At 69.2% G+C, this 26,757-nt stretch carries 13 protein-coding genes; 9 read left to right on the top strand and 4 right to left on the bottom strand.

Annotated features, from left to right (window positions below; all coding sequences use genetic code 11):
- Window positions 1–237: 237 nt before the first annotated feature.
- A complete protein-coding gene (locus NE236_RS00625; protein ID WP_252839767.1) occupies window positions 238–3,837 on the top strand; it encodes a discoidin domain-containing protein in 3,600 nt (1,199 codons plus the stop codon).
- A gap of 222 nt (window positions 3,838–4,059) precedes the next feature.
- Window positions 4,060–5,070, top strand: coding sequence for an alcohol dehydrogenase catalytic domain-containing protein (locus tag NE236_RS00620; RefSeq protein ID WP_252839766.1), 1,011 nt, complete (start codon window positions 4,060–4,062; stop codon window positions 5,068–5,070).
- 122 nt (window positions 5,071–5,192) lie between these two features.
- Here the strand turns inward: NE236_RS00620 and NE236_RS00615 are convergent, their stop codons facing one another.
- The 3 genes from NE236_RS00615 to NE236_RS00605 all read right to left on the bottom strand — a co-directional run bounded on the left by NE236_RS00615 (window position 5,193) and on the right by NE236_RS00605 (window position 13,784).
- Window positions 5,193–6,848, bottom strand: a complete 1,656-nt coding sequence (locus NE236_RS00615) for a hypothetical protein (protein WP_252839765.1) — start codon at window positions 6,846–6,848, stop codon at window positions 5,193–5,195.
- Window positions 6,849–6,864: 16 nt separating this feature from the next.
- Entirely contained in the window at window positions 6,865–9,867 is a 3,003-nt protein-coding gene (locus tag NE236_RS00610; RefSeq protein ID WP_252839764.1) for a GH92 family glycosyl hydrolase, read from the bottom strand.
- Window positions 9,868–10,160: 293 nt separating this feature from the next.
- A complete protein-coding gene (locus tag NE236_RS00605) occupies window positions 10,161–13,784 on the bottom strand; it encodes a glycoside hydrolase family 3 C-terminal domain-containing protein (protein ID WP_252839763.1) in 3,624 nt (1,207 codons plus the stop codon).
- A 299-nt stretch (window positions 13,785–14,083) separates the two neighbouring features.
- On the opposite strand from NE236_RS00605, the gene NE236_RS00600 reads away from it, so the two are divergent.
- The 6 genes from NE236_RS00600 to NE236_RS00575 all read left to right on the top strand — a co-directional run bounded on the left by NE236_RS00600 (window position 14,084) and on the right by NE236_RS00575 (window position 21,430).
- The gene (locus NE236_RS00600) at window positions 14,084–15,235 is read left to right on the top strand and encodes an ROK family transcriptional regulator (RefSeq protein WP_252839762.1); all 1,152 of its coding nucleotides are present in this window, start codon (window positions 14,084–14,086) and stop codon (window positions 15,233–15,235) included.
- 136 nt (window positions 15,236–15,371) lie between these two features.
- Window positions 15,372–16,370 (top strand): LacI family DNA-binding transcriptional regulator, encoded by a 999-nt coding sequence (locus NE236_RS00595; protein ID WP_252839761.1) that lies wholly within the window; start codon window positions 15,372–15,374, stop codon window positions 16,368–16,370.
- 153 nt (window positions 16,371–16,523) lie between these two features.
- Complete coding sequence (locus NE236_RS00590) at window positions 16,524–17,873, top strand: ABC transporter substrate-binding protein (RefSeq protein ID WP_252839760.1); 1,350 nt, start codon at window positions 16,524–16,526, stop codon at window positions 17,871–17,873.
- 61 nt (window positions 17,874–17,934) lie between these two features.
- On the top strand, window positions 17,935–18,879 hold the full coding sequence (locus tag NE236_RS00585; protein ID WP_252839759.1) for a carbohydrate ABC transporter permease: 945 nt from the start codon (window positions 17,935–17,937) through the stop codon (window positions 18,877–18,879).
- A gap of 1 nt (window position 18,880) precedes the next feature.
- A complete protein-coding gene (locus tag NE236_RS00580; protein ID WP_252839758.1) occupies window positions 18,881–19,780 on the top strand; it encodes a carbohydrate ABC transporter permease in 900 nt (299 codons plus the stop codon).
- A gap of 63 nt (window positions 19,781–19,843) precedes the next feature.
- On the top strand, window positions 19,844–21,430 hold the full coding sequence (locus NE236_RS00575) for a glycoside hydrolase family 13 protein (protein WP_252839757.1): 1,587 nt from the start codon (window positions 19,844–19,846) through the stop codon (window positions 21,428–21,430).
- Window positions 21,431–21,692: 262 nt separating this feature from the next.
- On the opposite strand, the gene NE236_RS00570 is transcribed toward NE236_RS00575, so the two are convergent.
- The gene (locus NE236_RS00570; RefSeq protein ID WP_252839756.1) at window positions 21,693–25,247 is read right to left on the bottom strand and encodes a choice-of-anchor D domain-containing protein; all 3,555 of its coding nucleotides are present in this window, start codon (window positions 25,245–25,247) and stop codon (window positions 21,693–21,695) included.
- Window positions 25,248–25,698: 451 nt separating this feature from the next.
- Between NE236_RS00570 and NE236_RS00565 the strand changes: the two genes are divergently transcribed.
- On the top strand, window positions 25,699–26,709 hold the full coding sequence (locus tag NE236_RS00565) for a LacI family DNA-binding transcriptional regulator (protein ID WP_252839755.1): 1,011 nt from the start codon (window positions 25,699–25,701) through the stop codon (window positions 26,707–26,709).
- Window positions 26,710–26,757 lie beyond the last annotated feature (48 nt).

Raw genomic sequence — 26,757 nt, 5'->3', positions numbered from 1 at the left:
CTTCGTCCGATATCGATCAATACCGCGCTCTGCCTGGTGACGCCTGCCGGCTGAGCGGTGGCCCGGGCCTCGACGCCTCCGCCTGAGCACGATGCCATCTTTCTGTTCTGTTCTTGCAATGAATTGTCAAGAAATTTAGCCTCGGTGTTGTGTCCCCCACAGGCCTCGCCTGGCGTGTGGCCCCGCCCAAGCGCCCGCCCGCGATTCGGGTCGGCGCTGTTCGAAACGAGAGGCGCAATGAGACCGAAGCACGCATGGCTGCGGTTCCTCGCTGGAAGCGCTGTCATCAGCCTCCTCACCTCCACGGCCGCCGTCCTCGGGTTGGTATCGCCCGCGTCCGCCGCGGACGGCCCCAACCTGGCGGCGGGAAAGACCGTCTCCGCCAGCAGCTACACCGACGTGTACACCCCTGCCAACGCCAACGACGGAAACCAGTCGACGTACTGGGAGAGCGCCAACAACGCCTTCCCGCAGTGGATCCAGGTGGACCTCGGCGCGGCGGTCAGCACCGACAAGGTCGTGCTGAAGCTGCCGACCGCCAACTGGGGCGCCCGGACCGAGACCTTCGCGGTCCAGGGCAGCACCAACGGCGCGAACTACACCGACATCGTCGGCTCGGCGGGGCACACGTTCGACCCCGCGAGCAACAACACGGTGACCATCGGGTTCAACACCGTCGTCACGCGGTACCTGCGCCTGAACATCACCGCCAACACCGGCTGGCCGGCCGGGCAGGTGTCGGAGTTCGAGGTGTACGGGCCGAGCACCGGCGACCAGCAGCCGCCGACCGCGCCGACGAACCTGGCCTACACCGAGCCCAGCACGGGTCAGATCAAGCTGACCTGGAACGCCGCCACGGACAACGTGGGCGTGACCGGTTATGACGTGTACGCCAACGGCGCACTGCGCGGCAGCGTCGCGGGGAACGTGCTGACCTACACCGACACCCAGCCGGCCACCGTGACCGTCACCTACTTCGTCCGGGCGAAGGACGCCGCCGGCAACCAGTCACCCGACAGCGGCTCGGTCACCCGTACGGGCAGCGGCGGCACCGGCACCAACCTCGCGGCCGGTAAGCCGATCACGGCCTCGTCGCACATCTACGACTTCGTGGAGACGAACGCGAACGACGACAACGTGGGCACGTACTGGGAGGCGGCCACGAACAGCTACCCGGACACCCTCACGGTGAACCTTCGGGTGAAGGCCGACATCAGCTCGGTCGTCGTCAAGCTCAACCCGGACGCCTCTTGGGGCCGGCGCACCCAGACCATCGAGGTACTCGCCCGGCCGAAGCACTCCGGCGACTTCACCAGCGTCATCGCGGCCACGACGTACACCTTCGATCCGGCGTCCGGCAACACGGTGACGATCCCGGTGACCACCACGGCCGCCGAGGTGCAGCTGAAGTTCACCGCCAACTCCGGCGCCACCGGTGGTCAGGTCGCCGAACTCCAGGTCATCGGCACCCCGGCCCCCGCGCCCGACCTGACGATCGGCGGCATGTCCTGGAGCCCGGCGTCGCCGACCGAGACCGACGCCGTCTCGCTCACGGCGACGGTGAAGAACACCGGGACGGCGGCCTCCGACCCGACCAACGTCAACTTCTACCTGGCCGGACAGAAGGTCGGCACCGCGGCCGTGGGCGCCCTCGCGGCCGGAGCCTCCACCACGGTGACCGCGTCCGCCGGGACCCGTGACGCGGGGACCTACCAGCTCAGCGCCAAGGTCGACGAGGCCGACGACATCCTGGAGCTGAACGAGGACAACAACTCCTACACCAACCCGACGTCACTGACGGTGGCGCCGGTCGCCAGCTCCGACCTGATCGCATCGTCGGTGACCTGGACACCCGGCAACCCCGCGAGCGGCAACAATGTGACGTTCAGCGTCGCGGTGAAGAACCAGGGCACCGTGGCCTCCGGGTCCGGGTCGCACGGCATCACGCTCACGCTCCTCGACGCGAACAACGCGACCGTGAAGACGTTCACCGGCTCGGTCAGCGGGACCATCGCCGCGGGCGCCACCGCGGCCCCCGTGAACCTCGGATCGTGGACGGCGGTGAACGGCAAGTACACCGTCAAGGTCGTGCTGGCCAATGACACGAACGAGCTGCCTGTCAAACAGGCCAACAACACCAGCAGCACGCCGTTCTTCGTCGGACGCGGCGCGAACATGCCGTACGACGTGTACGAGGCCGAGGACGGCGTCCTGGCCGGCGGAGCGACGACCGTCGGACCGAACCGTACGATCGGCGACCTGGCCGGTGAGGCGTCCGGCCGCCGCGCGGTGAAGCTCACCGCCACCGGCAGCAGCGTGGAGTGGACGACGAAGGCGAGCACCAACACGCTCGTGACCCGGTTCGCCATCCCGGACGCGCCGGGCGGCGGCGGGATCAACGCGACGCTCGACGTCTACGTCGACGGGACGTTCCTCAAGGCCATCGACCTGACCTCGCACTTCGCGTGGCTCTACGGCAGCGAGACGAGCCCGGGCAACTCGCCGGACTCCTCGCCTCGGCACATCTACGACGAGGCGCACGCCATGCTCGGCACGACCGTACCGGCCGGGCACAAGATCAGGCTGCAGAAGGACACGGCCAACACGGCGGCCTACTACTCGATCGACTTCATCAACACCGAGCAGGTCTCCCCCATCGCCAACCCCGACCCGGCCAAGTACGCGGTGCCGGCCGGCTTCACCCAGCAGGACGTGCAGAACGCGCTGGACAAGGTGCGGCAGGACTCCACCCTGGTCGGCGTGTACCTGCCCGCGGGCACGTACGAGACATCCGGCAAGCTCCAGGTGTACGGCAAGGCGATCAAGTTGATCGGCGCCGGCCCCTGGTACACCCAGTTCCAGGCGCCTACGGGGCAGGAGAACACCGACATCGGGATCCGGGCGGACGCGACGGCGAACGGCTCGACCTTCTCCGGCTTCGCCTACTTCGGCAACTACACCTCGCGGATCGACGGGCCGGGCAAGGTGTTCGACCTCCAGAACGTCGCGAACGACACGATCGACAACACCTGGGTCGAGCACATGGTCTGCATGTACTGGGGCAACAACACCGACCACATGACGATCACCAACTCGCGGATCCGGGACACGTTCGCCGACGGCATCAACATGACCAACGGCAGCTCGGACAACCTGGTGTCCAACGACGAGGCCCGCGCGACTGGCGACGACAGCTTCGCGCTGTTCGCCGCGACCGACTCCGGCGCCACCGGCGAGAAGAACAACGTCTTCCAGAACCTCACGGCGATCCTGCCGTGGCGTGCGGCGGGCGTCGCGGTGTACGGCGGGCAGGACAACACCGTCAAGAACGTCTACATCGCCGACACGTTGACCTACTCCGGCATCACGATCAGCTCGCTGGACTTCGGCTACCCGATGGAGGACTTCGGACCGGACCAGACGACCTTCAGCAACATCTCGATCGTGCGGGCCGGCGGCCACTTCTGGGGCGCGCAGACCTTCCCCGGGATCTGGATGTTCTCGGCCTCGAAGCAGTTCCGGGCGATCCGGGTCAGTGACGTCGACATCATCGACCCGACGTACTCAGGCATCATGTTCCAGACCGACTACGTCAACGGTGCGCCGCTGAACCCGGTCGCCGACACCGTGCTCACCAACATCACCATCACGGGTGCGCACAAGAGCGGCGACGCCTACGACGCCAAGTCGGGGTTCGGTCTCTGGGCGAATGAGTTGCCCGAGGCCGGCCAGGGCCCGGCGGTCGGCTCGGTGACCTTCCACAACCTCAAGATGAACGACAACGCCGTCGACATCAGGAACACGACGTCCACCTTCACCATCGACGTCCAGCCGTAGCAGAAGCGGAATCGCGCCTCCGGCCGAGACCCGGCCGGGGGCGCGTTCGTGTCGGCGGTCGCGGGGCTGCGTAGCTCGTTCCACCGGGGGCAGGCTGAAATCATCCGGCCCAGGTGGACGCCGGGACCAGCCGGATTCTGCTTCCCACCCACCAGGCCCACGAGCGGCGATCGGACCGCTGAGGCACGGCTCGGCCGTCACGTACAACGAGGAGTGATGGGCATGGCGCGCAAGGTGATCTACAGGCAGTCCGGAAACCCCGCCGATGTTCTCACCGTCGCGGAGGTCGACGCCCCCGGACCGCCTGGAGCAGGCCAGGTACTGGTGCGGGTGCACACCTTCCCGATCCACATCGGCGACCTACTCGCCATCCAGGGCCCCTATCCCTCCCAGACCGCGTACCTCACTCCCGGCGCCGAGGCCACCGGCATCGTCGAAGCGCTGGGATCCGACACTCCCGTGGCTCCCGGGGTCACCCCTGGAGTGCGCGTGTCCTTCTTCCCCCACCCTGGTGCCTGGAGCGAATACGTCCTCGTCCCGGCGGAGTTCGTCGTCCCTGTAAGCGACGACGTTCCCGACAGCATCGCCGCTCAAATGCTGATCAATCCCATCACCGTGATCATGTTGCGGCGTGAACTCGAAAAGCACGCCGCGGTCGGCTACAACGGCGTCTTCCTGCAGAGCGCCGCCGGCTCCAACGTCGGCCGTCTGCTGTCCGCTGTCGCCCAGTACCACGCGATCCAGCACATCAATATCGTCCGCAGTGACGCAGGCGCCGAGACGCTGCGAGAGCGCTACCCGCGCGTTCCCGTAGTCTCCACCGCCCAGCCCACCTGGAAGGAAGAAATCCGCGAGCACATCGGAGCACGGCCTGTCCCTGCCGCGGTCGACCCCGTGGGCGGCACGCTGGCCACAGACCTCCTGCGGTTGCTCTCGCCCGGCGGAACCCTGATCACCTACGGCGTCCTCGCCAAGGAGAACATCCCTCTCCACGCCCGGGACCTCCTTGGCACGAGCCTCGGCCTGCGGGGCCTGACCGTCACCCGCTGGGCGGAGACCGTCGCCGCCGAGCAGCGCGCCCACGACATGGCCACCGCCGCCCAGCTCATCGCCCATGGGGCAGCCGAGGCATTCGACGTGGCGGCCCAGTACGGCATCGATGAGATCGCGCAGGCCGTTGAGCACGCGGTGCGGCCGGGAAAGACCGGCACGGTTCTCGTCACCATCCCCTGACCTACGCGGGTCGCCGGCCGCCCGTGCGGCGTGCCCGGCGACCCGGTAGGTCGGTTCCCGTATCCCGGCGGGGTACGGGGATGTCGGCCGGCCGGTGGGCCGCGACCGTGCCGCGTCGGCCGTTATGACACGACGAGGTCGAACTGCTCCCACGGGCCGATCGCCGTACGGTTCGCGATCAGTGCGGAGGTCCCTGCGTTCTCCGCCGTGACGTACATGTTGTTGGCCAGTGCGAGCAGGCTGACGGTGCCGCCCGCGTTGCGGATCAGGCGGAACGTCTCCCACTGGCCGATCGACGTGCGGTTGGCGATCAGCGCGGAGGCACCCGCGTTGTCGGCGCAGACGTACTGGCTGTTGGCGTGGGCGCGCAGCGCGATGTTGCCGCCGCCCGCGTCGACCATGTCGAACTGCTCCCACTGGCCGATCGACGTGCGGTTGGCGATCAGCGCGGAGGCACCCGCGTTGTCGGCGGTGACGTAGTCACTGTTGGCGCGAGCGCGCAGGCTGACCACCTTGAGGGTGCCGCCGGTGACGACGGGCTGGGTGGGCCGGGTGGCGGTCAGGGCGATCTGGCCCTTGAGCATCCGGCCGCCGTCGCCGGTGAGCCGCAGGTAGTAGTCCGACGAGCAGGCCGTGCCGTCCTCGTCCAGTGCGTACAGGCCGGATCCGGACGGGACCATGGCGGCGTTCTCGCCGGTCTTGGCGATCTGGTTGCCCTCGCCGTACTCGTCGAACATGGAGATGTAGATGCCCTGCACCCCGGCCCGGACCATGTTGTAGAACTGCCGCCACATGAAGTCGCCGTGCGCGCGCTGCTGCGGCGCCGACACGTCCCCGGGCAGCACGCACGGCTGGTAGTCGATGCCGTGAGCGTTGCAGTACGCCTGGTCGGGCACGGTGTAGGTGGTGTAGGCGTTGTCGGATTCGGCTGCGCTGCCGATCGCGCCGACCATCCACGGGCTGACCATGTTCATCGCCAGGTAGACGCTGTCGTACCCCGAGCGGGCACCGATCCCGCCGACGTGCCATTCGCGCGCCACCCCGCCGATGACGTAACAGCCTTGGCCCTTGAACCAGTTGACGACGTCGAGGCAGGCCGACGCGCTCCAGGGATGGTTGCCATCGTTCAGGCCGAAGCCCCAGATGCACACGACCGGCTTGCCGTTCTGGCGCGCGTACGCGGACGAGGCCGTGTAGGCGGACATCTTGTTGGTCCAGTCGGTCTTGATCTCCGACTGCATGTTCGTCCAGCCGGTGACGTCGTACATGATGTAGAACTTCACGCCCTGCGACTCGGCGGCGCTGCGCACCTTCTGCGCCATCGCGTCGCGCGTGGCGCCCTCGCCGCCGTTGGGGTTGAACCGCTGCAGGGCGGCGGTGTCGCAGCCGTACTGCTTCATCCACGCGAAGTGCGTGTCGACGGTCTGCTGGTCGTAGGAGGAGAAGAGGGTGGCGGCCCCGCCGCCGTTCATGTCGGCGTACGCGGTCGGGTACGCCTTGGCGTACTCCCGCATGTCGGGCCACGCCTTGATGGCGTTGTTGGTCGGTGAGGGCGCCTGACCCCAGTTCTGGCTCCAGTGCCACCAGCCGTTGATCGGGGCCCCGTCGCCCGCGCAGGCGAACCATCCCTGATAGCCGACGGTGATCTTGCCGACCACGTCGCCGGGCGCGCTGGCGGCGGAGGCAGGTCTCGCCTCGAGGCCGAGCGCGGCCAGGCCGAGAGCGGCCGACCCGCCGGCGGCGAAGCCGCGGATGAAGGTGCGGCGTGACAGTTCCATGGTGGCTCCGTTCAGGTCACTTGTCGTCGGGGCAGAGGTGGAGGGCGAGGACGTTGTCTCCGGTGGCGGTGACGTGGACCCGCCCGATGGTGCCGGTGTCGCCGCCGTTGGCCAGGCGGAAGTCACTCCCGGCGTTCTCCCGGTTGCCGAAGGCCGCGTCGTCGACGGTGAACGTCGCGGTCTTCCACGTGTCGGTGCCGGTCTTGGCGACGGGGGCACTCTGCTTGTAGGCGCCGTCGGTGGAGTCGTACTGCAGGCTCCAGTTGCCGGTGCCGTGGTCGTAGTAGTCGATCGTCACCGTCGCCGTGTAGCGGCCGCCGGGGACGATGGTGTTGTCGACGTCGAAGTACTCGTACGGGGAACCGTCGGTCGTGGAGCGTCCGGAGCGGCCGCCGACGGTGACGGGCGTGGTGTGACCGTCGCCGTTGTCGCGCAGCCGCAGCCCGCACTCGGTGTCGGTGGTGCCGAGCGTGTCGCAGGCGGTCGCGGCGCCGTCGGCCGCCGGTACGGTCAGCACGACCGCGCCGCCGGGCAGCGTCGTCCCGTCGGCGGTGTGGAAGGTGACCTTGACCGGGTGGTAGCCGGACGCCGTGCCCTGGGCGACGGCGATCGTGACGGGCACGTGGGCGGTGCCGGCGTGGGTGAGGTCCAAGGTGCCCGACGACGGGGTCACGCTCACCCCAGCGACGTCGGAGGCGGCCGTCCAAGTGACCTTGCCGGCGTGCCCGGCGAGCGTGGAGACGCCGACCGTGGCCGGCAGGTTCGTGCCGCCGCGGGTCACCTGGGTTCCTGTCGGGGTGATGTAGCCGACCGCCGGTACCTCATGGGCCCGGTAGGACGGGGGCGCGGCCTTGTCGCCGGTGGCCCAGTGGGTGTCGGGCCGGGTGGACAGGTCGATGTCCAGCGCGCCGCCACTCGTGGCGAACGACGCGGGCAGGCCGGTGGACTCGTGCGGCCGGCCGTTCAGCCGCATGCCGGTGACGTACGGCGCGTCGTCGGCGGCCCGCGGCGCGTTGATGGTGATCTTCCGGCCGGTGCCCAGGCTGATCACGGCGCGTTTCACCAGCGGGCTGTTCAGCGCCAGGGCCGGGGTGCCGGGGGTGGCCGGCATCATGCCGAGCGCCGCCCACACGTATTCGGAGGACAGCGCGCCGAGGTCGTCGTTGCCGGGGAGTCCGTCCGGCGCGGTCGTGAAGAGCTCGGTCTCGAAGCGCCGGGTGACCTCCTGGGTCTTCCACGGTTGCCCGACGTAGTCGTACACCCACGGCGCGGCGGTGTCGATCTCGTTGCCCGCCCAGTCGTACGGGTCGTTGCCGCCGACGTTCAGCTTGCTGAAGAAGTCGTCCAGCCGCGGGATCACCTTGTCCTTGCCGCCCATCGCGGTGACGAGGCCGGCGAGGTCCTGCGGGACGAGCCAGTTGTACTGCGCCGCGTTGCCTTCGTCGTAGCCGTCCTGACCGAAGACCCCCGCCGGCGGTTTCTGGAAGCCCGGGCCGGCAGGGAAGGAGCCGTAGTCGTCACGCGGCCGCAGGTAGCCGGTGCTCGGGTCGAAGATGTTCTGCCAGTTCTGGCCGCGCTTGGCGTATTCGGCCGCGGTCGTACGGTCGCCGACCGCCTCGGCGAGCCGGGAGATGGCGAAGTCGTCGATCGCCCACTCGAGGGTCTCCGAAGCGCCCTGCAACCCGTGGTCGCCCTGCGAGGTGGCGTTGTTGGGCGCGTACCCGAGCCGGACGTAGTCCTCAATTCCCGGCCGTTCCACCCAGCCCCAGCCGACCTTCTGCGACCGGGTCGCGCCCTTCTTCATGATGGGGAGCGCGCCGGCGATGTCCACGCCGCGGGCGCCGAACGCGACGTACTGGGCGAACAGCGGCACGCCGTTGTCGCCGTTCATCACGTTGCCGGTCATGTTCTGCGCCGGCCACTTCGGCCACCAGCCGCCCTGTTGCTGTGCGTCGCGCAGCAGGGAGTTCGCCATGTCTCCGGCGCGGTCGGGGTACAGCATCGCCTGCAGCGGCGCCAGCGACCGGTAGATGTCCCAGTCGGAGAACATCTCGTACTGCGCGTGCCCGGCGGGCACCCGGTGGACGACGCCGTCGAAGCCGATGTAGCGGCCGTCCACGTCGTTGAACACGCTCGGCGCCTGGAAGCACCGGTACAGCGAGGTGTAGAAGAGTGTGAGGTCGTCGGCGGACGCGCCGCCGACGGCGGCCTTGCGCAGCAGAGTGCGCCATGCCTTGCGCGTGGCGGCCTGCACCTGCCCGGCGTTCCAGCCGGGTATCTCGGCCGCCGCGTTCTTCGCCGCGCCGTCGGTGCTCACGTACGACAGGCCGATCTTGGCGGTCACGGCGCTGTCTGCGGAGGTGTCGAAGGTCAGGTACGTGCCCGACCCCGGGCCGGTGGCGCTCGACGAGCCGGGCGTGACCGTGCCGCCCTGCCAGGTGCCGTGCGCGGTGAACGGCCGGTCGAACGCGATGTGGAAGTACACCGTGTACTGGTGGTTGTTGCACAGGCCGTGCGCCGTGGCGGTGCCGGCCAGTTCGTGGTCGTTCACCACCTTGACGTCGGCGGCCAGGTCACCGCCGAGGCTGGTGCCCGACTTGACCAGCACCTGGGCCTGGCTGCCGGCCGGATAGCGGAAAGACGCGATCCCCGTCCGCTCGGTGGCTCCCAGATCGACCTGGACGTTCGAGTCCGTGAGCCGCACGGAGTACGACCCGGGCGCGGCGTGCTCATCGTCGTGCGAGAAGTGCTCGGTGTGCCGGGCCGGGTCGGTCCCGATCGTGCCGGTCACCGGCAGGATCGGGATGTCGCCGAACGACGAGCAGCCACCTGAGAAGTGCGTGAGGCTGAATCCCTTGATGGCGTCGTCGGTGTACGAGTAGCCGGTCGGTCCCGAGGGCGTGTCCGGGCTGAACTGCACCATCCCGAACGGCGCGGTCGCGCCGGGGAAGGTGTTCTCCCAGTCGACGCCCTTCTTGGTGCCGATGAACGGATCGACGTAGTCGGTCGGATCGGACACCAGCGTTGCCGGTGCCGGTCGCGCGGGTATGGCGGCGACTGCGGACGGGGCGGTCAGAACGCACGCCGCCAGTCCCATCGCTGCGATTCCGAGGCCTTTCCATCTGCTGCTTCGTGGACGCACCACGAGCCTCCTGGTCTTCGGCCGCGTCACTCGCCGGGCGGAGTGCGCGGGCGGGGTGAGATGACAGCGTTGTCATCCGCGGGTTCGCTGAGACCGCGGTGACCGCGACGGGAACGGTACGGGCCGGGCGGTCGGCGGTGGCGTCGCCGACCGCCCGGACCGCATGGCCGCTATCCGTCAGTAGCGACGTCGAAGACGTGCATCGCGTTGGCGCCGCTTCCGCCCGTGCTGACGTTGGGCAGGGTGATGAACTGCACCTTCTTGCCCGCCTGCAGCTTGATGGTGGACATGTAGAGGTGGACGGTCTGGTTCTGCTTCCCCGACTGGTTATTGATGTAGGGGAAGGTGGCGACGGTGTCTCCGCCGCTCGCCCACCAGTCGGGGAAGCTGATCGAATACGGCTGGGTGGTGCCGTCGGTGTAGGTGATCAGCCCGCTGCCCGAGGCGGTGCCGTTGTTCGCCAGCCCCAGGAACGCGAGCTGGGACCCCGACCCCGAGAAGTCGAACGCCTGCCCGCTTCCGAGGACGTTGCCCGGCTTGCCCGCCGGGACGTCCGGCCAGGTGAAGGTGAACCCGCCATGGGTGACCTTGCCGCCCGGTGTGATGCCCGCCGCGGCGAGTGCCTGGGCCGACAGGCTGAGGCCGCCACCGTCGAGATTGCCCTCCGACGGCCGGGCGTCATCGCTGATGGCGGTGTTGTTGTAGGCGGCGGCCAGGGACGCGTAGGGGATTCCGACGTTGGTGGCCGCGTCGCCGCTCCGCTCGCCGCCCTTGTCGGTGTAGGTGACCTTGGCCTGCAGGTCGTAGCCGTTGCGGGCGGCGTCGGCCGGGACCTTGACCGCCCACGTGGTCTTCGCCGTCTGACCGGCGGCGACCTGGGCGAACGTGGCCGGGGAGGTGGCCTCCGCGGTCCAGCCGTTCGGCGTGGTGAGCGACATCGTCACGTCGCTCAGCGTGTTCGGGCCGGAGTTGGTGAACGTCGTCGTGGCGGTGAGGGTGTCGCCGGGTTCGACGGTCGAGGGTGCGGTGACCGAGTAGGGGTACTTGGCGGTGATGACGGCCGAGCCGGTGACCCCGCCCACCTTCGCGGTGAGCGTCGTGACGCCGGAGCCGACCACCTTGACGTGTCCGTTGGAGTCGACCGTGGCCACGTGCGGGTCGCTGCTGCCGTAGTGGACCTTCGCGTGAGTGAGGTCGACGAAGGACTGGTCGTTGTTGACGGCCTCGACGATGTTGTCGGCGGTCACGGCCAGGTTGCGCTGCTCCTTCGAGTGGTCGGTGTCGTCCTTGATCCACTGGTTCTTGCCGGCCAGGTCGAGGGTGTCGCCGACCTTGTACTGGACCGCCTCGGGCTGGACGGTGACGTACTGGATCTTCGGAGTGATCTGCCCGGTGACCTTCACCGACGGAGAGGCGGCGGTGTCGGCCGAGTCGGCCCCGACCTGGAACTGGTAGGTGCCATTCGGCACGAACGAACGCATCGCCTTGGCGTCCCACACCGCCAGGTCGGCGACGTTGACGGTGAGGGAGACGTGCTCGGTGGCACCGGGCCGCAGCACCGCGGTCTTCTTGAAGCCCACCAGCCGCTTCTTGGGCATCTCGATGCCCGAGACGCTGAAGGGGGTCGCGGCGTACAGCTGAGCGACCGTGGCGCCGGCGACGTGGCCGGTGTTCTTGACGTCGAACCGCACGGTGACCTTGCCGTTCGCGCTCACCGAGCCGGTGTTCGCCCGGATGCGGGAGTTGGCGAAGCCGGTGTAGCTCTTGCCGTAGCCGAAGGGGTAGGTGGGTGTGCCGGTGAAGTACCGGTAGGTACGGCCGATCCCGCCGGTGCCCGCCGGCGTGATGTTGTAGTTGGACATGGCCGGCAGCTGGGAGTCGTCCTTGTACCAGGTGAAGTTCAGGTGCCCGCTCGGGTTCTGCCTGCCCGTCAGCACGTCGGCCAGCGCGGTGCCCTGGCTCTCGCCGTTGAACCCGCTGAAGACGATTGCGGGGAACTTCGCGGCGACATCGTCGATCTTGACCGGGCCGCCCGCCTGCATCACCAGCGCCATCTTGTCGTTGCCCAGCGCGGTGGCCTGATCGATCAGTGAGCGGTAGTTGCCCGGGATCGCGAGCGTGGTCCGGTCCTTGCCCTCATCGGCCACGCCGTGGTCGGTGCCCACGAACACGATGACCAGGTCGGCGCTCTTGATGTCGGCCTTGGTCTGGTCGCTGAGCACCGCCGGGGTGGTCCCCGTGGTCGAGGTCTTGGCGTCGTCGAAGACGATCGAGGCGCCGGGGCTCGCGGCCTTGACCGCTTCGGTGATGCCCTTGACCGCGCTGACCTGCAGCGTCGGCTCGCCCGAGTAGTTGCCCAGGTTCACCGTGTTCGCCTGGTCGCCGAGGATCACGACCTTGTTCAGCTTCGAGGCGTGCAGCGGCAGGAGGGGGTTCTTCGTGCCCGGCACGTCATCGTTCTTGAGCAGGACGAGCGAGTTGGCGGCGACCTTGGTGGCCAGGGCCTGGTGCTCGGGGCTCTGGATGACATCTTTGGTGATCTTGGTGTACTTGACCCGGTCCGGCGAGTCGAACTCACCGGTCCGCATCCGGACGGTGAACAGGTGCACCAGCGCGGTGTCCACGACACCCTCGCTCAGCGCGCCGGCGTCGATCGCGTCGCGGATGTTCTGCGCGGTGGCCTCGTCACCGGTGCAGTTGACGTCGGTGCCGGCACGCAGCGCGTACGCCTGCCCGCCCGCCTGACCGGACAGCGTGGTCCCGGTCGCGGTGTTAGTCCAGGTCGGGCTGTCCTTGTGGTCCGTGGTCCAGCCCGGCGGCGCCCAGTCGTGGCCGCCGTACGGCAGCCGCCAGGTCGTGCCCACCGCGCCGCAGTCGGAGGTGATGTAGCCGTTGAACCCGTACGTCCGCTGGGCGAGCTGGCTGACAGTGTAGGTGTTCGCGACCGCCGGAGTGCCGTTGATGGCGTTGTAGGAGGTCATCAGCCCCGAAACGTGATCCTTCTCAATCAGATCACGGAACTGGGCGGTGTAGTACTCCCGCAGCGTCCGGTCGTCGGTGTCCGAACTGATCCCCGTGCGATTGTCCTCGGTGTTGTTCAGCGCGTAGTGCTTGGCCGTCGCGGCGACCTTCAAATAGCCGGTCGTGGACTTCCCGCTCTGGCTCTGACCCTGGTAACCGTTGACGAACGCGCCGGCCAACTGCCCGGCGAAGTAGGGGTCCTCCCCGAACGCCTCATCGGTCCGGCCCCACCGCGGGTCCCGATCCAGGTTCACCGTCGGCGCCCAGTAGGTCAGCGAACCGTAGTCGTTCTTGTCCGGCCCGAGGTTGTTCTGCCCGACGCCCCACAGCGACTTGTCCAAGAAGCCACGCGCCTCATCGGAGATCGCCGTCGTCTCAGCGTAGATCAACTGCGGGTCCCACGACATCGACGAGGCGAAGTTGGTCGGGAAACTCGTGGCGTGCACCCCACCCGAGGCCGAGCCGTGGTCGGTGTTGGCACCCAGCGTGTTCACCCCATGCTGGCCCTCGTTCCAGTAGGTGTACCGCTGCACCCCCAGCCGCGGGATGGCCGGCGCATCGTTGGTGTGCAGCTGGGCGGCCTTCTCGTCCAGCGTCATCCGCGACACCAGGTCCGCGGCGCGCTCCTCGAAGGAGTAGCGGGGGTCCAGGTAGATCGGTTTGGTGTCCGCACGCGCCGCCGGCGCCGAGACACCGGCCAGACCGATCGCGCAGGCGAACGAACATGTGGCGGCCAGCAGGGCGCGCCGCCACGATGACTTGCGTTGTGCCATCAGGTGACTCCTGGTCATGGAGTTGACGGAGGTGAAATCTGCGCCGTTGCCGACGGCGCCACCGTCCTCCCTTCGCGGACAAGCCCCCGATCGGACCGGTTCGCTCCCACGTACGCGCAGGGGTAATCCTCCATGCCAGGTTTAGGCGTACATTGCGGGGTGGTTACCTGACAGGGGACATAGTTACGATGATATTAAGCGAAAGTCAACGCCATGTCCGGCTAAGGACAGCCTAGTTAGGCTGAATCCGAACGAAGTACGAGGAGTCAGCGATCGACACACCACTGAACCTGCGCGAGGTGGGGCGGCTCCGGGTCCTGCAGGCGTTGTTCGACGCCGACAGCACGAGCCGCTCCGAGCTCGTCCAGATCACCGGTCTGTCCCGGGCCACCGTCTCCTCGCTCGTCGCGGATCTACTGGCAGCCGATCTGGTCGAGGAGAGCGAGCCGGACAACCAGGCACGGTCCACCGGCCGCCCGGCGCAGTCCCTGACCATGCGCGCTTCGGCGGCATACGCCATCGGCACCGATATCGGCCATCAGCACATCCGGGTGGCACTGTGCGACCTGAGCGGCACACCCATCTGGAACGACGCCGTGGCCACGGACGTCGACCGGGCCCCCGACGAGACCCTCGACCTGGCCGCCGACCTGATCCGGCGTGCACTGCGGGAAAGGAACGTCGGGCAACGGCACGTGCTCGGCCTCGGCGTGGACATCGCCGCCCCGGTGCGCACACCCGGCGGCATCCTGGAAGCACACGGGATCATGCCCGGCTGGGTCGGAGTCCAGCCCGGTGCCGAACTCGAGCGGCGCACCGGCCTGCCCACCCGACTGGCCAACGACGCCAACGCGGGAGCCCTCGCCGAGCGCAAGTACGGCGCCGGTCGCAACGTCGACGACATGATCTACGTGCGGCTCTCGGCCGGGATCGGCGCCGGCATCATCTCCGGTGGCCGGCACCTGTACGGTTCCGGCGGCCTCGCCGGCGAGATCGGCCACATCCGATCGGTCCCGGACGGGCGTGTCTGCCGCTGCGGTAACCGCGGCTGCCTGGAGACCGTCGCCAGCCCGGTCGCCATCGCCCGGCTCCTGGAGACCAGTTGGGGATGCCCCGTCCCCATCTCCGACCTGCTGTCCCTCGTCAAGGTCGGCGACCGGGGCACCATTCGCGCGCTGGAGGACGCGGCCGAGGATGTCGGCCGCGTCCTCGCCAACCTCGTCACCATGCTCAACCCGGAGCTCATCGTCGTCGGCGGCGACCTCGCGTCCGCCGGCGACCGCCTCTTCGAACCGATCAGCCGGGCCATCCGCCGCTACGCGCTCGCACCCGCCGCCGAATCCGTCCGGGTCGTCGGCGGAGAGCTCGGTGACCATGCCGAGGTCCGCGGTGCCGCCGGCATGGTACTCACCGACGCCCCCCGCATTCTCGCCGCCGACCTCGCCCACTGAACCGGGCCCCGGCACCAGCACGCGGCGGCGACCGCCCGCCGCCGTGCGCGTGTCGTCGCCGACGGACTCCCGCGACCCGGCAGCGCTTCCCGCAACTCATGTAAGCGACTTGCAGTATTTGCGATATTCTTGCGGCATGTCACGACGACTTGCTGATGTCGCCAAGAAGGCCGGGGTCAGCGAGGCCACCGTCAGCCGGGTGCTCAACGGCAAACCGGGGGTCTCGGCGGCGACCCGCGACAACGTGCTGACCGCGCTGGACGTGCTGGGCTACGAGCGGCCGACGCAGCTGCGGGGCGACCGGGCCCGGCTGGTCGGCCTGGTACTGCCGGAGTTGCAGAATCCGATCTTCCCCGCCCTGGCCGAGGTGGTCAGCGGCGCCCTGGTGCAACTCGGTTTCACGCCCGTCCTGTGCACGCGCACGGCGGGCGGCCTCTCAGAGCCGGAGTACGTGAACCTGCTGCTCGACCAGCAGGCCTCCGGAGTGATCTTCGCTGGCGGGATGTTCGCGGAGGCGGACGCCGCACATGAGCACTACCACCTGCTTCGCAGGCGCGGCATGCCGGTGGTGCTCGTGAACGCGTCCGTCGCCGACCTCGGCTTCCCGGCGGTGGCGACCGACGACGTCGTCGCCGTCGAGCAGGCGTACGGGCATCTGCGCGCGCTGGGGCACGAGCGGATCGGCCTGGTCGTCGGCCCGGCGGACCACATGCCGTCCCGCCGGAAGGTGGAGACCTTCGAGCGGCTCGCCCAGGCGGCCTGCCTCGGTGGAGAGGAGTTCGTCGAGCAGACCCTGTTCTCCCTGGAAGGGGGCCAGGCGGCGACGACCCGCCTGCTGCGGCGGGGGGTCACGGGGGTGATCTGCGGCAGTGACCCGCTGGCGCTGGGCGCGATCAAGGCGGCCCGCCGGCAGGGGCGGCGGGTGCCCGAGGACGTCTCGGTGGTCGGCTTCGACGACTCGGCGTTCATGAGCTGCGTCGACCCGCCGCTGACCACGGTGCGTCAGCCCATCGACGCGATGGGGCGCGCGGTGGTGACCCTTCTCAGCGCCCAGATCGACGGCTCGCAGGCTGCCCCCGAAGAGCTGCTGTTCGAGCCGGAGCTCGTCGTCCGCGGCTCCACGGGCCCCGCCTGACGACACGGCCCGAGGGACTGTCGATTTTTTTCTATCTTCAGTTCGACTATTGCAGTGTGATGTTGGTCTCTATATCGTTCTCGCACCGGATCCTGCATCCCGGTCCTCGGCCCGTGGCCTCTGGGCGCCGGAGGCCAGTCCAGGAGGGAACTGATGATGAGACCCCAACGGCTCATGGTCCTATTGGCGACAGGGCTCGCCCTGACCAGTACGGCGTGCGGAGGCGGTGACGGATCCCAGGACGCCTCGGGCAAGAAGGTCTCCATCACGGTCGGCTGCATGCCCGCGAAAAGCCAGCCGACCCAGCGCCGCGAGTGGAACGAGGACGTCGCCGCCTTTCACCGGCTGCACCCGGACATCACCGTCGTCGGCAAGGACGCCTTCCCCTGCGCGGACCCCAAGACGTTCACGGCCAAGCTCGCGGGCGGCCAGATGGAGGACGTCTTCTACACCTACTTCACCGACGTCCAGAACGTGATCAAGTCCGGTCAGGCCGCCGACCTCACCAAGTACCTCGGAAGCGTCAAGCAGGTCCCCGACCTCCAGCCCTCCGTCAAGCGCGTCTTCACCGGCCCCGACGGCAGGATCTACGGCCTGCCCCGGCAGAACTACTCGATGGGCCTGCTCTACAGCCGCAAGCTGTTCAAGCAGGCCGGGCTCGACCCCGACACGCCGCCCGCGACCTGGGCGGAGCTGCGCGCCGACGCTAAGAAGATCGCCGCACTGGGCAAGGGCATCGTCGGATACGCCGACTACAGCGCCGGCAACCAGGGCGGCTGGCACTTCACCACCGAGCTGTACGGCCAGGGCGGCGACGTCGTCACTCCCGATGGGAAGAAGGCCGCGTTCAACAGCCCGCAGGGCCAGGCCGTGCTGGAGAACCTCCGGCAGATGCGCTGGGTCGACGACTCGATGGGTTCCAAGCAGCTGCTCCAGCTCGCCGACGTGCAGCAGATGATGGCCGCCGGCCGGCTCGGGATGTACCTGTCCGCGCCGGACAACGTGACCGCGCTGGTCGACCAGTTCCAAGGTTCGTACAAGGACTACGGCCTGGCGCCGATCCCTGAGGCGAAGGCCACGCTCATCGGCGGGGACGGCTACATGGTGAACGTCAAGGCGTCGCCCGCCAAGATCAAGGCCGGAATGCTCTGGCTGGAGTACTACGTCCTCACGCCCGGACAGGGCCAGCTGAACTACCAGCGCGAAGCGCGGTACGGGCGCGCGGTCGGCCTCCCCCAACCGGACTTCTACACCGGGTCGACGGCGAGCAGCGACCACGCGCTGCGCGGGGCGTCGGCCAACGTGCCGGTCGCGAACTACAAGCCGTACGAGGACGCCTCCGGACGCATCCCGGGCAAGCTCGAGCCGCCGAACGCCCAGCAGGTCTACGCCGTCCTCGACTCCGTGATGTCGGCGGTCCTCACCGACCGGAACGCCGACCCCGGCCGGCTCCTCGCGACCGCCCAGCGGAAGGTCGACGGCATCCTCGCCCGGTCCAACTGAGCACGGTCCAGCTGAGCACGGCCGACGGCCTCTCGGGCCACGACACGCGAAGGAGGGACCGGTGACCACGACGGCCCTGCGCAAGGCGGCGTCCCGGCGTTCGCCGTCGCGCCCGGCCGGGCCGCGCCGGGCGGCGTCGCGGTACGGCGTCCGGCGCACCGTGTCCGCGTACGGGTTCCTCTGCGGGGCGCTGATCTGCTTCGCCCTGTTCTCCTGGTATCCGATCGTTCGGGAGGCCCTGCTCGGCTTCCAGCGGACGAACTTCGTCGGCCGGTCCGAGTGGGTCGGTCTCGACAATTTCCACCGCGTCGGCGCCGACCCGGCCTTCGGCAAGGCCTGGCTGAACACCCTGGAGTTCACCGGGCTGGCGCTGCTGTGCGGTTACGTCCTGCCGTTCGTGACCGCGCTGGTGCTCAATGAGCTGCGCCACGCGCGCGCCTACCTCAGGTTCGTCGTGTACCTGCCGGTCCTGCTCCCGCCGGCGGTCGCGGTGCTGCTGTTCAAGTGGTTCTACGACCCTGGCCCCGGTCTGTTCAACCAGTTGCTGCGCCTGGCCCACCTCCCGGGGCTGAGCTGGCTGGACTCCACGAGCACCGCGCTGCTGTCCCTGGTGATCGTATCCACCTGGATGAACATGGGCAGCGGCACGCTCATCTACCTGGCCGCCCTGCAGAGCGTCGAGGGCGAGCTGTACGAGGCGGCGGAGCTGGACGGCGCGGGACTGCTGCGGCGCGTCTGGCACGTCACCATCCCCCAGACCAGGCTGATCCTGCTGGTGATGCTCCTGCTCCAGGTCATCGCCACGATGCAGGTGTTCATCGAGCCGTACCTGCTCACCGGCGGCGGACCGCAGGACGCCACGGTCAGCGTCGTCTACCTGATGTACCAGTACGCCTTCAACTTCAACAGCTACGGCGGCGGCAGCGCCCTCGGGCTGATGCTGATGCTCGTCCTGATGGTGTTCTCCGCGGCGTACCTGCGGCTCACCCGGGACGAGGGGAGATGAGGTGAGGAACCCGACGATGCAGGCGCCCGCCCCGCGAACGCTCATCTCCGCCCGCGCGCTGACCACGCCGCGCGGCCGGGTGATCTACTGGTCCGTCCTCGTCGCGGTGATCGTGCTGTTCACCGCGGTATTCGTGTTCCCGCTCTACTGGATGGCGACCGGCGCGCTCAAGTCGTCCGGCGAGCTCGCCCAGACACCCCCGACGCTCTTCCCCCGGCACCCGCACCCCGGCGTCTACCGCGAGGCGTGGCAGCGGCTGAGCCTGGGACGGTACCTCCTGAACACGATCGTGTACGCCGCCGGGGCCTGGCTGCTACAGCTCGCCGTGTGCGTACCGGCGGCGTACGCCCTGTCGAAGCTGCGGCCCGTGCTCGGCCGGGCGATCCTCGGCATGATGCTGGCCACCCTGATGATCCCGCCGACCGTCCTGCTGATCCCGCTGTACCTGACCGTGCGCGACGTACCGTTCCTGCACGTCAACCTGTTGAACACGCCGTTCGCGATCTGGTTCCCGGCGGCGGCGAACGCCTTCTGCGTGTTCCTGCTCAAGCGGTTCTTCGACTCCATCCCCGGGGAACTGCTCGAGGCGGCGGCGATCGACGGCGCCTCGTCCTGGCGCATCCTGCGGTCGATCGTCCTGCCGATCTCCCGGCCGATCCTCGCCGTCGTGTCCATCTTCGCGGTGGTCAACGTGTGGAAGGACTTCGTCTGGCCGCTGCTGGTGCTGCCCGACGGCGACCGGATGACGGTGAGCGTGGCCATCTCCTCCCTGTCGAACCAGACACCGGAGAACATCCTCATCGCCGCGCTCGTGATCGCGAGCGTCCCGGCCGTCGCCGTCTTCCTGCTCTTCCAGCGCCACATCATGGCGGGCCTGACCGCCGGAGGATTGAAGGGGTGAGGGCGTGCGGACCCGGAAGCCGCGGCACCGCCTCGACCGAACCGTTCGAGGAGATGATCCGGCATGGCCGAACTCGTTCCCCCCAGCAGGTCACCGGAGCCGGAGGGCTGGTGGCGGAGTGCCGCGATCTACCAGGTCTACCTGCGCAGCTTCGCGGACGGCAACGGCGACGGCGTCGGTGACCTGGCCGGCCTGCGCGGGCGCCTCCGCCACCTCGCCGACCTGGGCGTCGATGCGATCTGGGTGACCCCCTGGTACCCCTCGCCGATGGTCGACGGCGGCTACGACGTGGCCGACTTCCGCGGCATCGACCCGGTCTTCGGCTCGCTCGCCGAGGCCGAGAAGCTCATCGAGGAGGCGCGCGGGCTCAGGATCAAAGCGATCGTCGACATCGTCCCCAACCACTGTTCCGACCGGCACGCCTGGTTCCAGGAGGCGCTGCGGTCCGGGCCGGGCTCGGCGGCCCGGGCGCGGTTCTGGTTCCGGCCCGGGCTCGGCGACGGGCCGCCGAACGACTGGCGGTCCATCTTCGGCGGTCCGGCGTGGACCCGCGTTCCGGACGGCGAGTGGTACCTCCACCTGTTCGCGCCGGAGCAGCCCGACTTCAACTGGAGCAACCCCGAGGTACGGGAGGAGTTCCTCGACGTCCTGCGGTTCTGGTTCGACCGCGGCGCGGACGGCATCCGCATCGACTCCGCCGCGGTCCTGGTCAAGGACCCCGACGCCGAGCCGGACGGTCTGGACCCCTACACCGACCGGGACGGCGTGCACGAGATCTACCGCGCCTGGCGGCGGACCGCCGACGACTATGGCGACCGTGCGCTGATCGGTGAGGTCTGGCTGCCCGACCAGGACCGGTTCGCCGCCTACCTGGCCCCGGACGAGCTGCACACGGCCTTCAACTTCGACTTCCTGAGCTGCCCGTGGGAGGCCCGGGCGCTACGCCGGGTGATCGACATGACACTGGCCACGCACACTCCGCTGGGCGCGCCGCCGACCTGGGTGCTGTCCAACCACGACGTGACCCGCCCGGTCACGAGGTTCGGCCGGGAGGACACCTCCTTCGACCTGGGCGACCGCCGGCACGGGGCGCCCGCAGACCTGCGGCTGGGCCTGCGCCGGGCCCGGGCGGCCGCCCTGCTCGCCATGGCGCTGCCCGGCTGCGTCTACGTGTACCAGGGAGAGGAGCTCGGCCTTCCGGAGGTCGAGGACCTGCCGGAGGACCGGCTCGAGGACCCCATCTGGTTCCGTTCGGGCCGCCGCGACCGTGGCCGGGACGGCTGCCGGGTCCCGCTCCCGTGGTCCGGCGACGCGCCGCCCTTCGGCTTCGGCGGCGGTGAGCCGTGGCTGCCGCAGCCTCCGTCCTGGCGTGACCTCACCGTCGAGGCCCAGACCGCGGACCCGTCCTCGACGCTCACCCTCTACCGGAGGGCGCTGCGGCTGCGACGGGAGCGGCTCGGCGACGGCGTCCTCGCCTGGCGGTCGATGGGCGAGGACGTCCTGGCCTTCGACCGGGACTCGGGTGTCACCTGCGCCGTCAACCTCGGCGCCCGGCCCGTACGGCTTCCGGAGGGCCGGTCACCGCTGCTGGCCAGCGGACCGCTGGAGCAGGGCGCGCTCCCTCCGGACACCGCCGTGTGGCTGGACTGATCCGCCATGGCGGTTCCGGGGAGGGGGCCGCCATCGGTGTTCGACATCGTCGGCAGGATGGCGTTGCCGGGAGATCGGCGCCCTCGCGATAGACGTCCTCGAACCAGCGGGGGCCGAGGACGTCTCCGAGGTGCGCTCTCCATCGCCGGCGAGCGTACCTCAGCACCTGGAACTGGTCGCCGCCCGGGGAGGGGGCGTACGCGCGGCGGGTTTCGGGGTGCCCCCTCCAGGGGCCACCCCGAAACCGCGCCTCCTCCTCGGGTCAGCCGTTCCAGACCTGGAAGCCGGAGATCTGGCCGGCGGGCCATCCGGTGTTCGCCGTGATGTTCAGCCGCCAGTAGCGCTGGGTCGTCGCGGTGATGGGGACGGTGACCGTGTTGTTGTTCAACGGGTCGAAGGTGTAGTTCGCCGACGACTTGACCGTGGTGAAGTTCGTGCCGTCGGTGCTGCCGAGGATGGACAGCGTCTGGGTGCGCGCGCCCCAGGACGCCGGCAGTTGCAGGACGATCCGGCTCGCGCTCTGCGCGGAGCCGAGGTCGACCTGGACCCATTGCGGGAAGGCGTTGTTGGAGCTCTCCCAGTAGGTGTTCTGGTCGTTGTCGGTGACGTTGCTCGACGGGTAGACGTCGGTGTGGCTGGACTCGCTGGTCGGCTTGCCGGCCGCGAGGTCGGTGGAGGAGGAGCCCGTACCGGTCCCGGTGAGCGCGACGGTGGTCGGGCTGTTGGTCGCGTCGCTGTGGACGGTGAGCGTGCCGGTCCGCGTACCGGTCGCCGTGGGCCCGAAGCTCACGTTGGCGGTGCAGGACGCGCCGGCGGACAGCGAGCTGCCGCAGTCGGTGGTCATGGAGTAGTCACCGGAGGCCACGATGGAGGACAGCGACGCCGCCGCCGTGCCGGAGTTGGTGATCGTCACGGCCTTCGCCGCGCTGGTCGTGTTGACGGCCTGGCTCCCGAAGCTCAGCGAGGTGGGGCTCGCGCTCAGCGTCGCCGGGCCGGACGAGCCGCCGCTGGGGTAGACCTCGAGTTCGGATGCCTGTCCCGCGGGCCAGCCCGAGTTGGCGGTGAGGTTGACGCGGACGTAGCGGGCGTTGGTGGCCGGCGTCGGAATGTTCACCACGTTGGCCGGCGAGGTGAAGGTGTACGTCGCGGAACCCACGGCGGTGCTGAAACTGGAGCCGTTCGTGCTGGTGAGCACCGAGAGGGTCTGTGTACGCGTGCCCCAGGCACTGGACGGCGGGAGCTTCAGGGTCACCTTGCCGATGGTGTATTGGGCGCCCAGGTCGACCTGCAGCCATTGCGGGAAGGAGCCGTTCGCGCTTTCCCAGTAGGTGTTGGCGTCGCCGTCGGTGGCGTTCGCCGCCGTGAAGCTGCTGTTCGCCTCGCTGCTCGCCGAGGCCGACTTGCCGCGGGCGATGTTGGTGTCGGTCCCGATGCCGCTGCCGGTGAGGGCGACCGTCGTCGGGCTGTTGTTGGCGTTGCTCGTGATCGTGACGTTGCCGGTACGGGTGCCGGACGCGCTTGGGGTGAATTTGACGGTCACGGTGCAGGAGGCGCCGACCGCGAGCGTCGAACAGTTGTTGGTCTGGCTGAAGTCACCGCTCGCGGCGACGCCGGAGATCGTGGCCGAGGTGGTGCCCGAGTTGGTGACCGTCACGGCCTGCGTCGGCGCGGAACTGCCGACGAGCGTTCCAGCGAAGGAGAGGGCGGCCGGGGCGGGGCTGAGGATCGGCCCGGGTGCCACGCCCGTGCCGGACAGCGGGACGGTGTTGGTGACGCCGGACGCCGTGATGGTGAGATTGCCCGTGCGCGACCCCGTGGCCGTCGGAGTGAACGTGACGCTGACCGTGCAGGACGCGCCGGCGGCGATCGAACCGCCGCAGTCATTGGTCTGGCTGAAGTCACCGCTCGTACTGATCGAGCCGACCGGGGCCGCGGCGGTGCCGCTGTTGGTGACGGTCACCTTCTGCGCGGCGCTGGACGAGCCGGTGGCCACCGAACCGAAGCCGACCGAGGTCGGGCTGATCGAGATCTGGGAGCCGTTGTCCGGCAGGTACGGCGGGAAGGTCGGGTCGGTGATGTTCTGGCACGCCGTCGAGCCGAAGACGCCGGAGTTGCCGCCGCCGTCGGTCAGCGTGAACCCGACGCCGCAGTTGTAGATCGGCGCGGGCGCCTGCGTCCCGGTGGCGGTGCTGTTCGTGATCTTGGCCGAGCCGCCGACCTGCTCCTGGACGGCCCAGGTTCCGGTGTTCTGGATCGCCGCGTTGTTGATGGACACGTTCGTGATGCTGGATCCCGAGACGAACTGGATCGCCTCGAACGGGCTCTGCTGAATGAGGATGTCGTCGACGTTGACCTGGCCGCTCATCGCCGCGTCCCGTGCGTCGAACCACAGCGCGCCGACGCCGAAGTTCCAGTTCGGGTCGAGGCTGCCCGATCGGATGACCGTGTTGCGCAGGACGTCGGTGCGGCCGAGTGTCGTCGAGGCGAAGCGCTGGGCGACGTGGATGCCGCCGCCCTGGGTGAGGCCGGCGTCGATGACCCGGTTGTCGGCGACGGTGTTGTCGTGGCCGCCGTAGATGGCGATGCCGTTGGCGAGGATCGGATACTGCACCGTGTCGTGGTCGAAGGAGTCGTTCGCGTCGGCGTTTGTGTCGGACCAGGTCGCCAGACCGTCGTCACCGAGGTTGCGCAGGTCGCTGTTGGTCACCTTCGATCCGGTAACGCCGTTGTGGAAGTTGATGCCGTCTGCCGTCACGTTGCGGATCCGCATGCCGCTGAAGGTGAGGTTGGACAGCGGCCCGTCCATCCAGGCGCCGACCTTCTCGTGCTCGATCCAGACGCGGTCGACGGTGGAGTTGCTCAGCGCGCCGCCGATGCCGTTCACCTGGGCACCGTCGTTGCGCTCCTGGACGTCGCCGAAGATGGCGAAGTCCGCGAGATGGACGCCGCTGCTGCCGTTCGGCGAGTAATTGCCGTAGAAGCCGGGCGCCGCGCCGACGATCGTCGAGCGCCACATGCCCGCGCCCTTGATCGTGACGTTGTTGAGGACCAGGTGGCCCGGGATCTTGAAGGTTCCCTCGGGGATCCAGACCGTGCCGCCGGACCCGGCCTCGGAGATCGCCGCATTGAACGCGGCGGTGGAGTCCGCGTTACCGGTCGGGTCGGCGCCCTTGCCGGTCACTGAGACCGAGCCGGACGGCTGGGACAGGGCGCCCGCGACGTTCTCGAAGTCGGCGAAGTCGATCGTGTACGAGGAGGCGGTGTTCCCCGCGTCGACCTGCAGCCGGAACTTCGTGCCCGCCGGGTACGTCGTCGAGAACAGCCGGTGCACCTCGTCGTAGAAGTGGTGGGGGTTGCTCCCCGGCGTGTTGGTGAACGGGTAGCCGCCGTAGTACCAGCTGTACGCGTTGGTCAGCGTGAAGTCGGTCTGCTTCGTCCCGTTGACGTAGAAGGACAGCGGCGCGGTGTAGACCGAGCCGTTCGAGCTGTCCGGGATGCTGTAGCGGAAGACGATCGAGTTGGTGGCGACCGGGGTGGTGAACTCGACGTACTTGCCGCTTCCTTGCAGGGTCACGGCCTTGCGGTAGGAGGCCTCGGCGGGAAGCGTGTTGTAGGCGGCGCTCGGGCCGATGATCGTGCCGTTGGTGGCGGAGTTCTCCGCCTGCGCCTCGACGTACGGCAGTGTCGCACCGACACCGCCCTTGGCGGCCGCGCCGGCCGGACTCGCCGACAGCATGACGAGGCCGATGGCGACGAGCGCGCTGCTGAGGAGGGCACCGAGACGGGCCCTGCGTCTTCTGGCGGGTTTGTGGGACATGGCTGCTCACTCCCGTGAGGCCCCATGAGGTCACGGACCTGGAGGGGTCCGCTCGTCTCGCCGACGTGACGGGGCGTAGGCGGCGAGACGGCACGCCGGAGCGGGACCCGGCATCGGACCTCGCCGCACGGGCCGGCGCGGTCGCCCGGCACGCGAGGTGGTCCGGATGGAGGGCCGTGAAGGGGCGGGGTCAGGGGGCGGAGTGCAGCGTGTTATAAGGACGGTAACCCTCTTGACACTTCAGCACAATAACCAAACAAATTACTGAATTTTTTTCCCAGATACCAGAAAAACAACGACTGCCAATCGCTCTCGGCCACTCCGCGCACCTCGGGGTGGCCGCGGCACGCCTGCTCCATGACGCGGGTTGACGGTCGTCGGTGGCGGTCACGACGATGACCGGAGGTTCGCGCGCCGGTGTGCGCCCGGCGACGGAGAGAAGGGATCCCGGATGGGGCGGCCAGAGGGCGAACGGCCGACGCTGGAGAGCGTCGCGGCACGGGCCGGTGTGTCGCGGGCGACGGTGTCCCGGGTCGTCAACGGCCTGCCGGTGCGGACCGCGAGTGAGGAGTCGGTACGGCGGGCCATCGAGGAGCTGGGCTACGTGCCGAATCCGGCGGCGCGGACCCTGGTGACCCGGCGCACCGACCTGATCGCGTTGGTGGTGCCCGAGCCGACGACCCGGGTGTTCTCCGCCGACCGCTTCTTCGCCGGTCTCGTCCACGGAGTCGGTCAGGAGCTGGAGGCCGCCGACAAGCAACTCGTGCTCATGCTGGCCGGGTCGGCCGCGAGCCGCGCTCGCATTGAACGGTCGGCGGCCGCGCACCACGTCGACGGCGTGCTGCTCGCCTCCCTGCACGACGCCGATCCGCTGCCCGCGGCGCTGACCCGGATCGGGATCCCCGTGGTGTGCAACGAGCGGCCGCTGGGGCCCGTCTCCGTCCCGTACGTCGGGGTCGACAACCACGGCGGCGCGGTCGCTGCGATCCGCCACCTCCTCCGTACGGGGCGCCGCCGGATCGCCACGATCGCCGGCCCGCCGGACATGGTCGCCGGCATCGACCGGCTGGGCGGCTACCGAGCGGCCCTGCGGGAGAAGCGGCGGCGGCCCATCGTCGAGGTCGGCGACTTCACGACCAGTTCCGGTGCCGAGGCGATGCGGCGGCTCCTGGCGGACGAACCGGACCTCGACGCGGTGTTCGCCGCGTCGGACCTGATGGCGAGCGGCGCACTCCAGACGTTGCGCCGCGCCGGGCGGCGGGTACCAGACGACGTCGCGGTCGTCGGTTTCGACGACATCGACCTCGCCCGGGACACCGAACCACCGCTCACGACCGTCCGGCAGCCGATCGACGGGATCGGCCGCCGGATGGCCCGTCAGGTGCTGAGGCTGGTGGCCGGCGAGGAGATCGAGCCGGTCGTCACGCTGCCCACCGAGCTGGTCGTCCGCGAGTCGGCGTAGCCGTGGGGCGGCGGCAGGCGCGCGAGGCCGTGGCCGCCGCCCGCCGCC

This window comes from Actinoallomurus purpureus (assembly GCF_024055795.1).
GTDB lineage: Bacteria > Actinomycetota > Actinomycetes > Streptosporangiales > Streptosporangiaceae > Actinoallomurus > Actinoallomurus purpureus.
The sequence above is the reverse complement of the archived record's forward strand: the minus strand, read 5'-3'. Positions and strand labels throughout refer to the sequence as shown.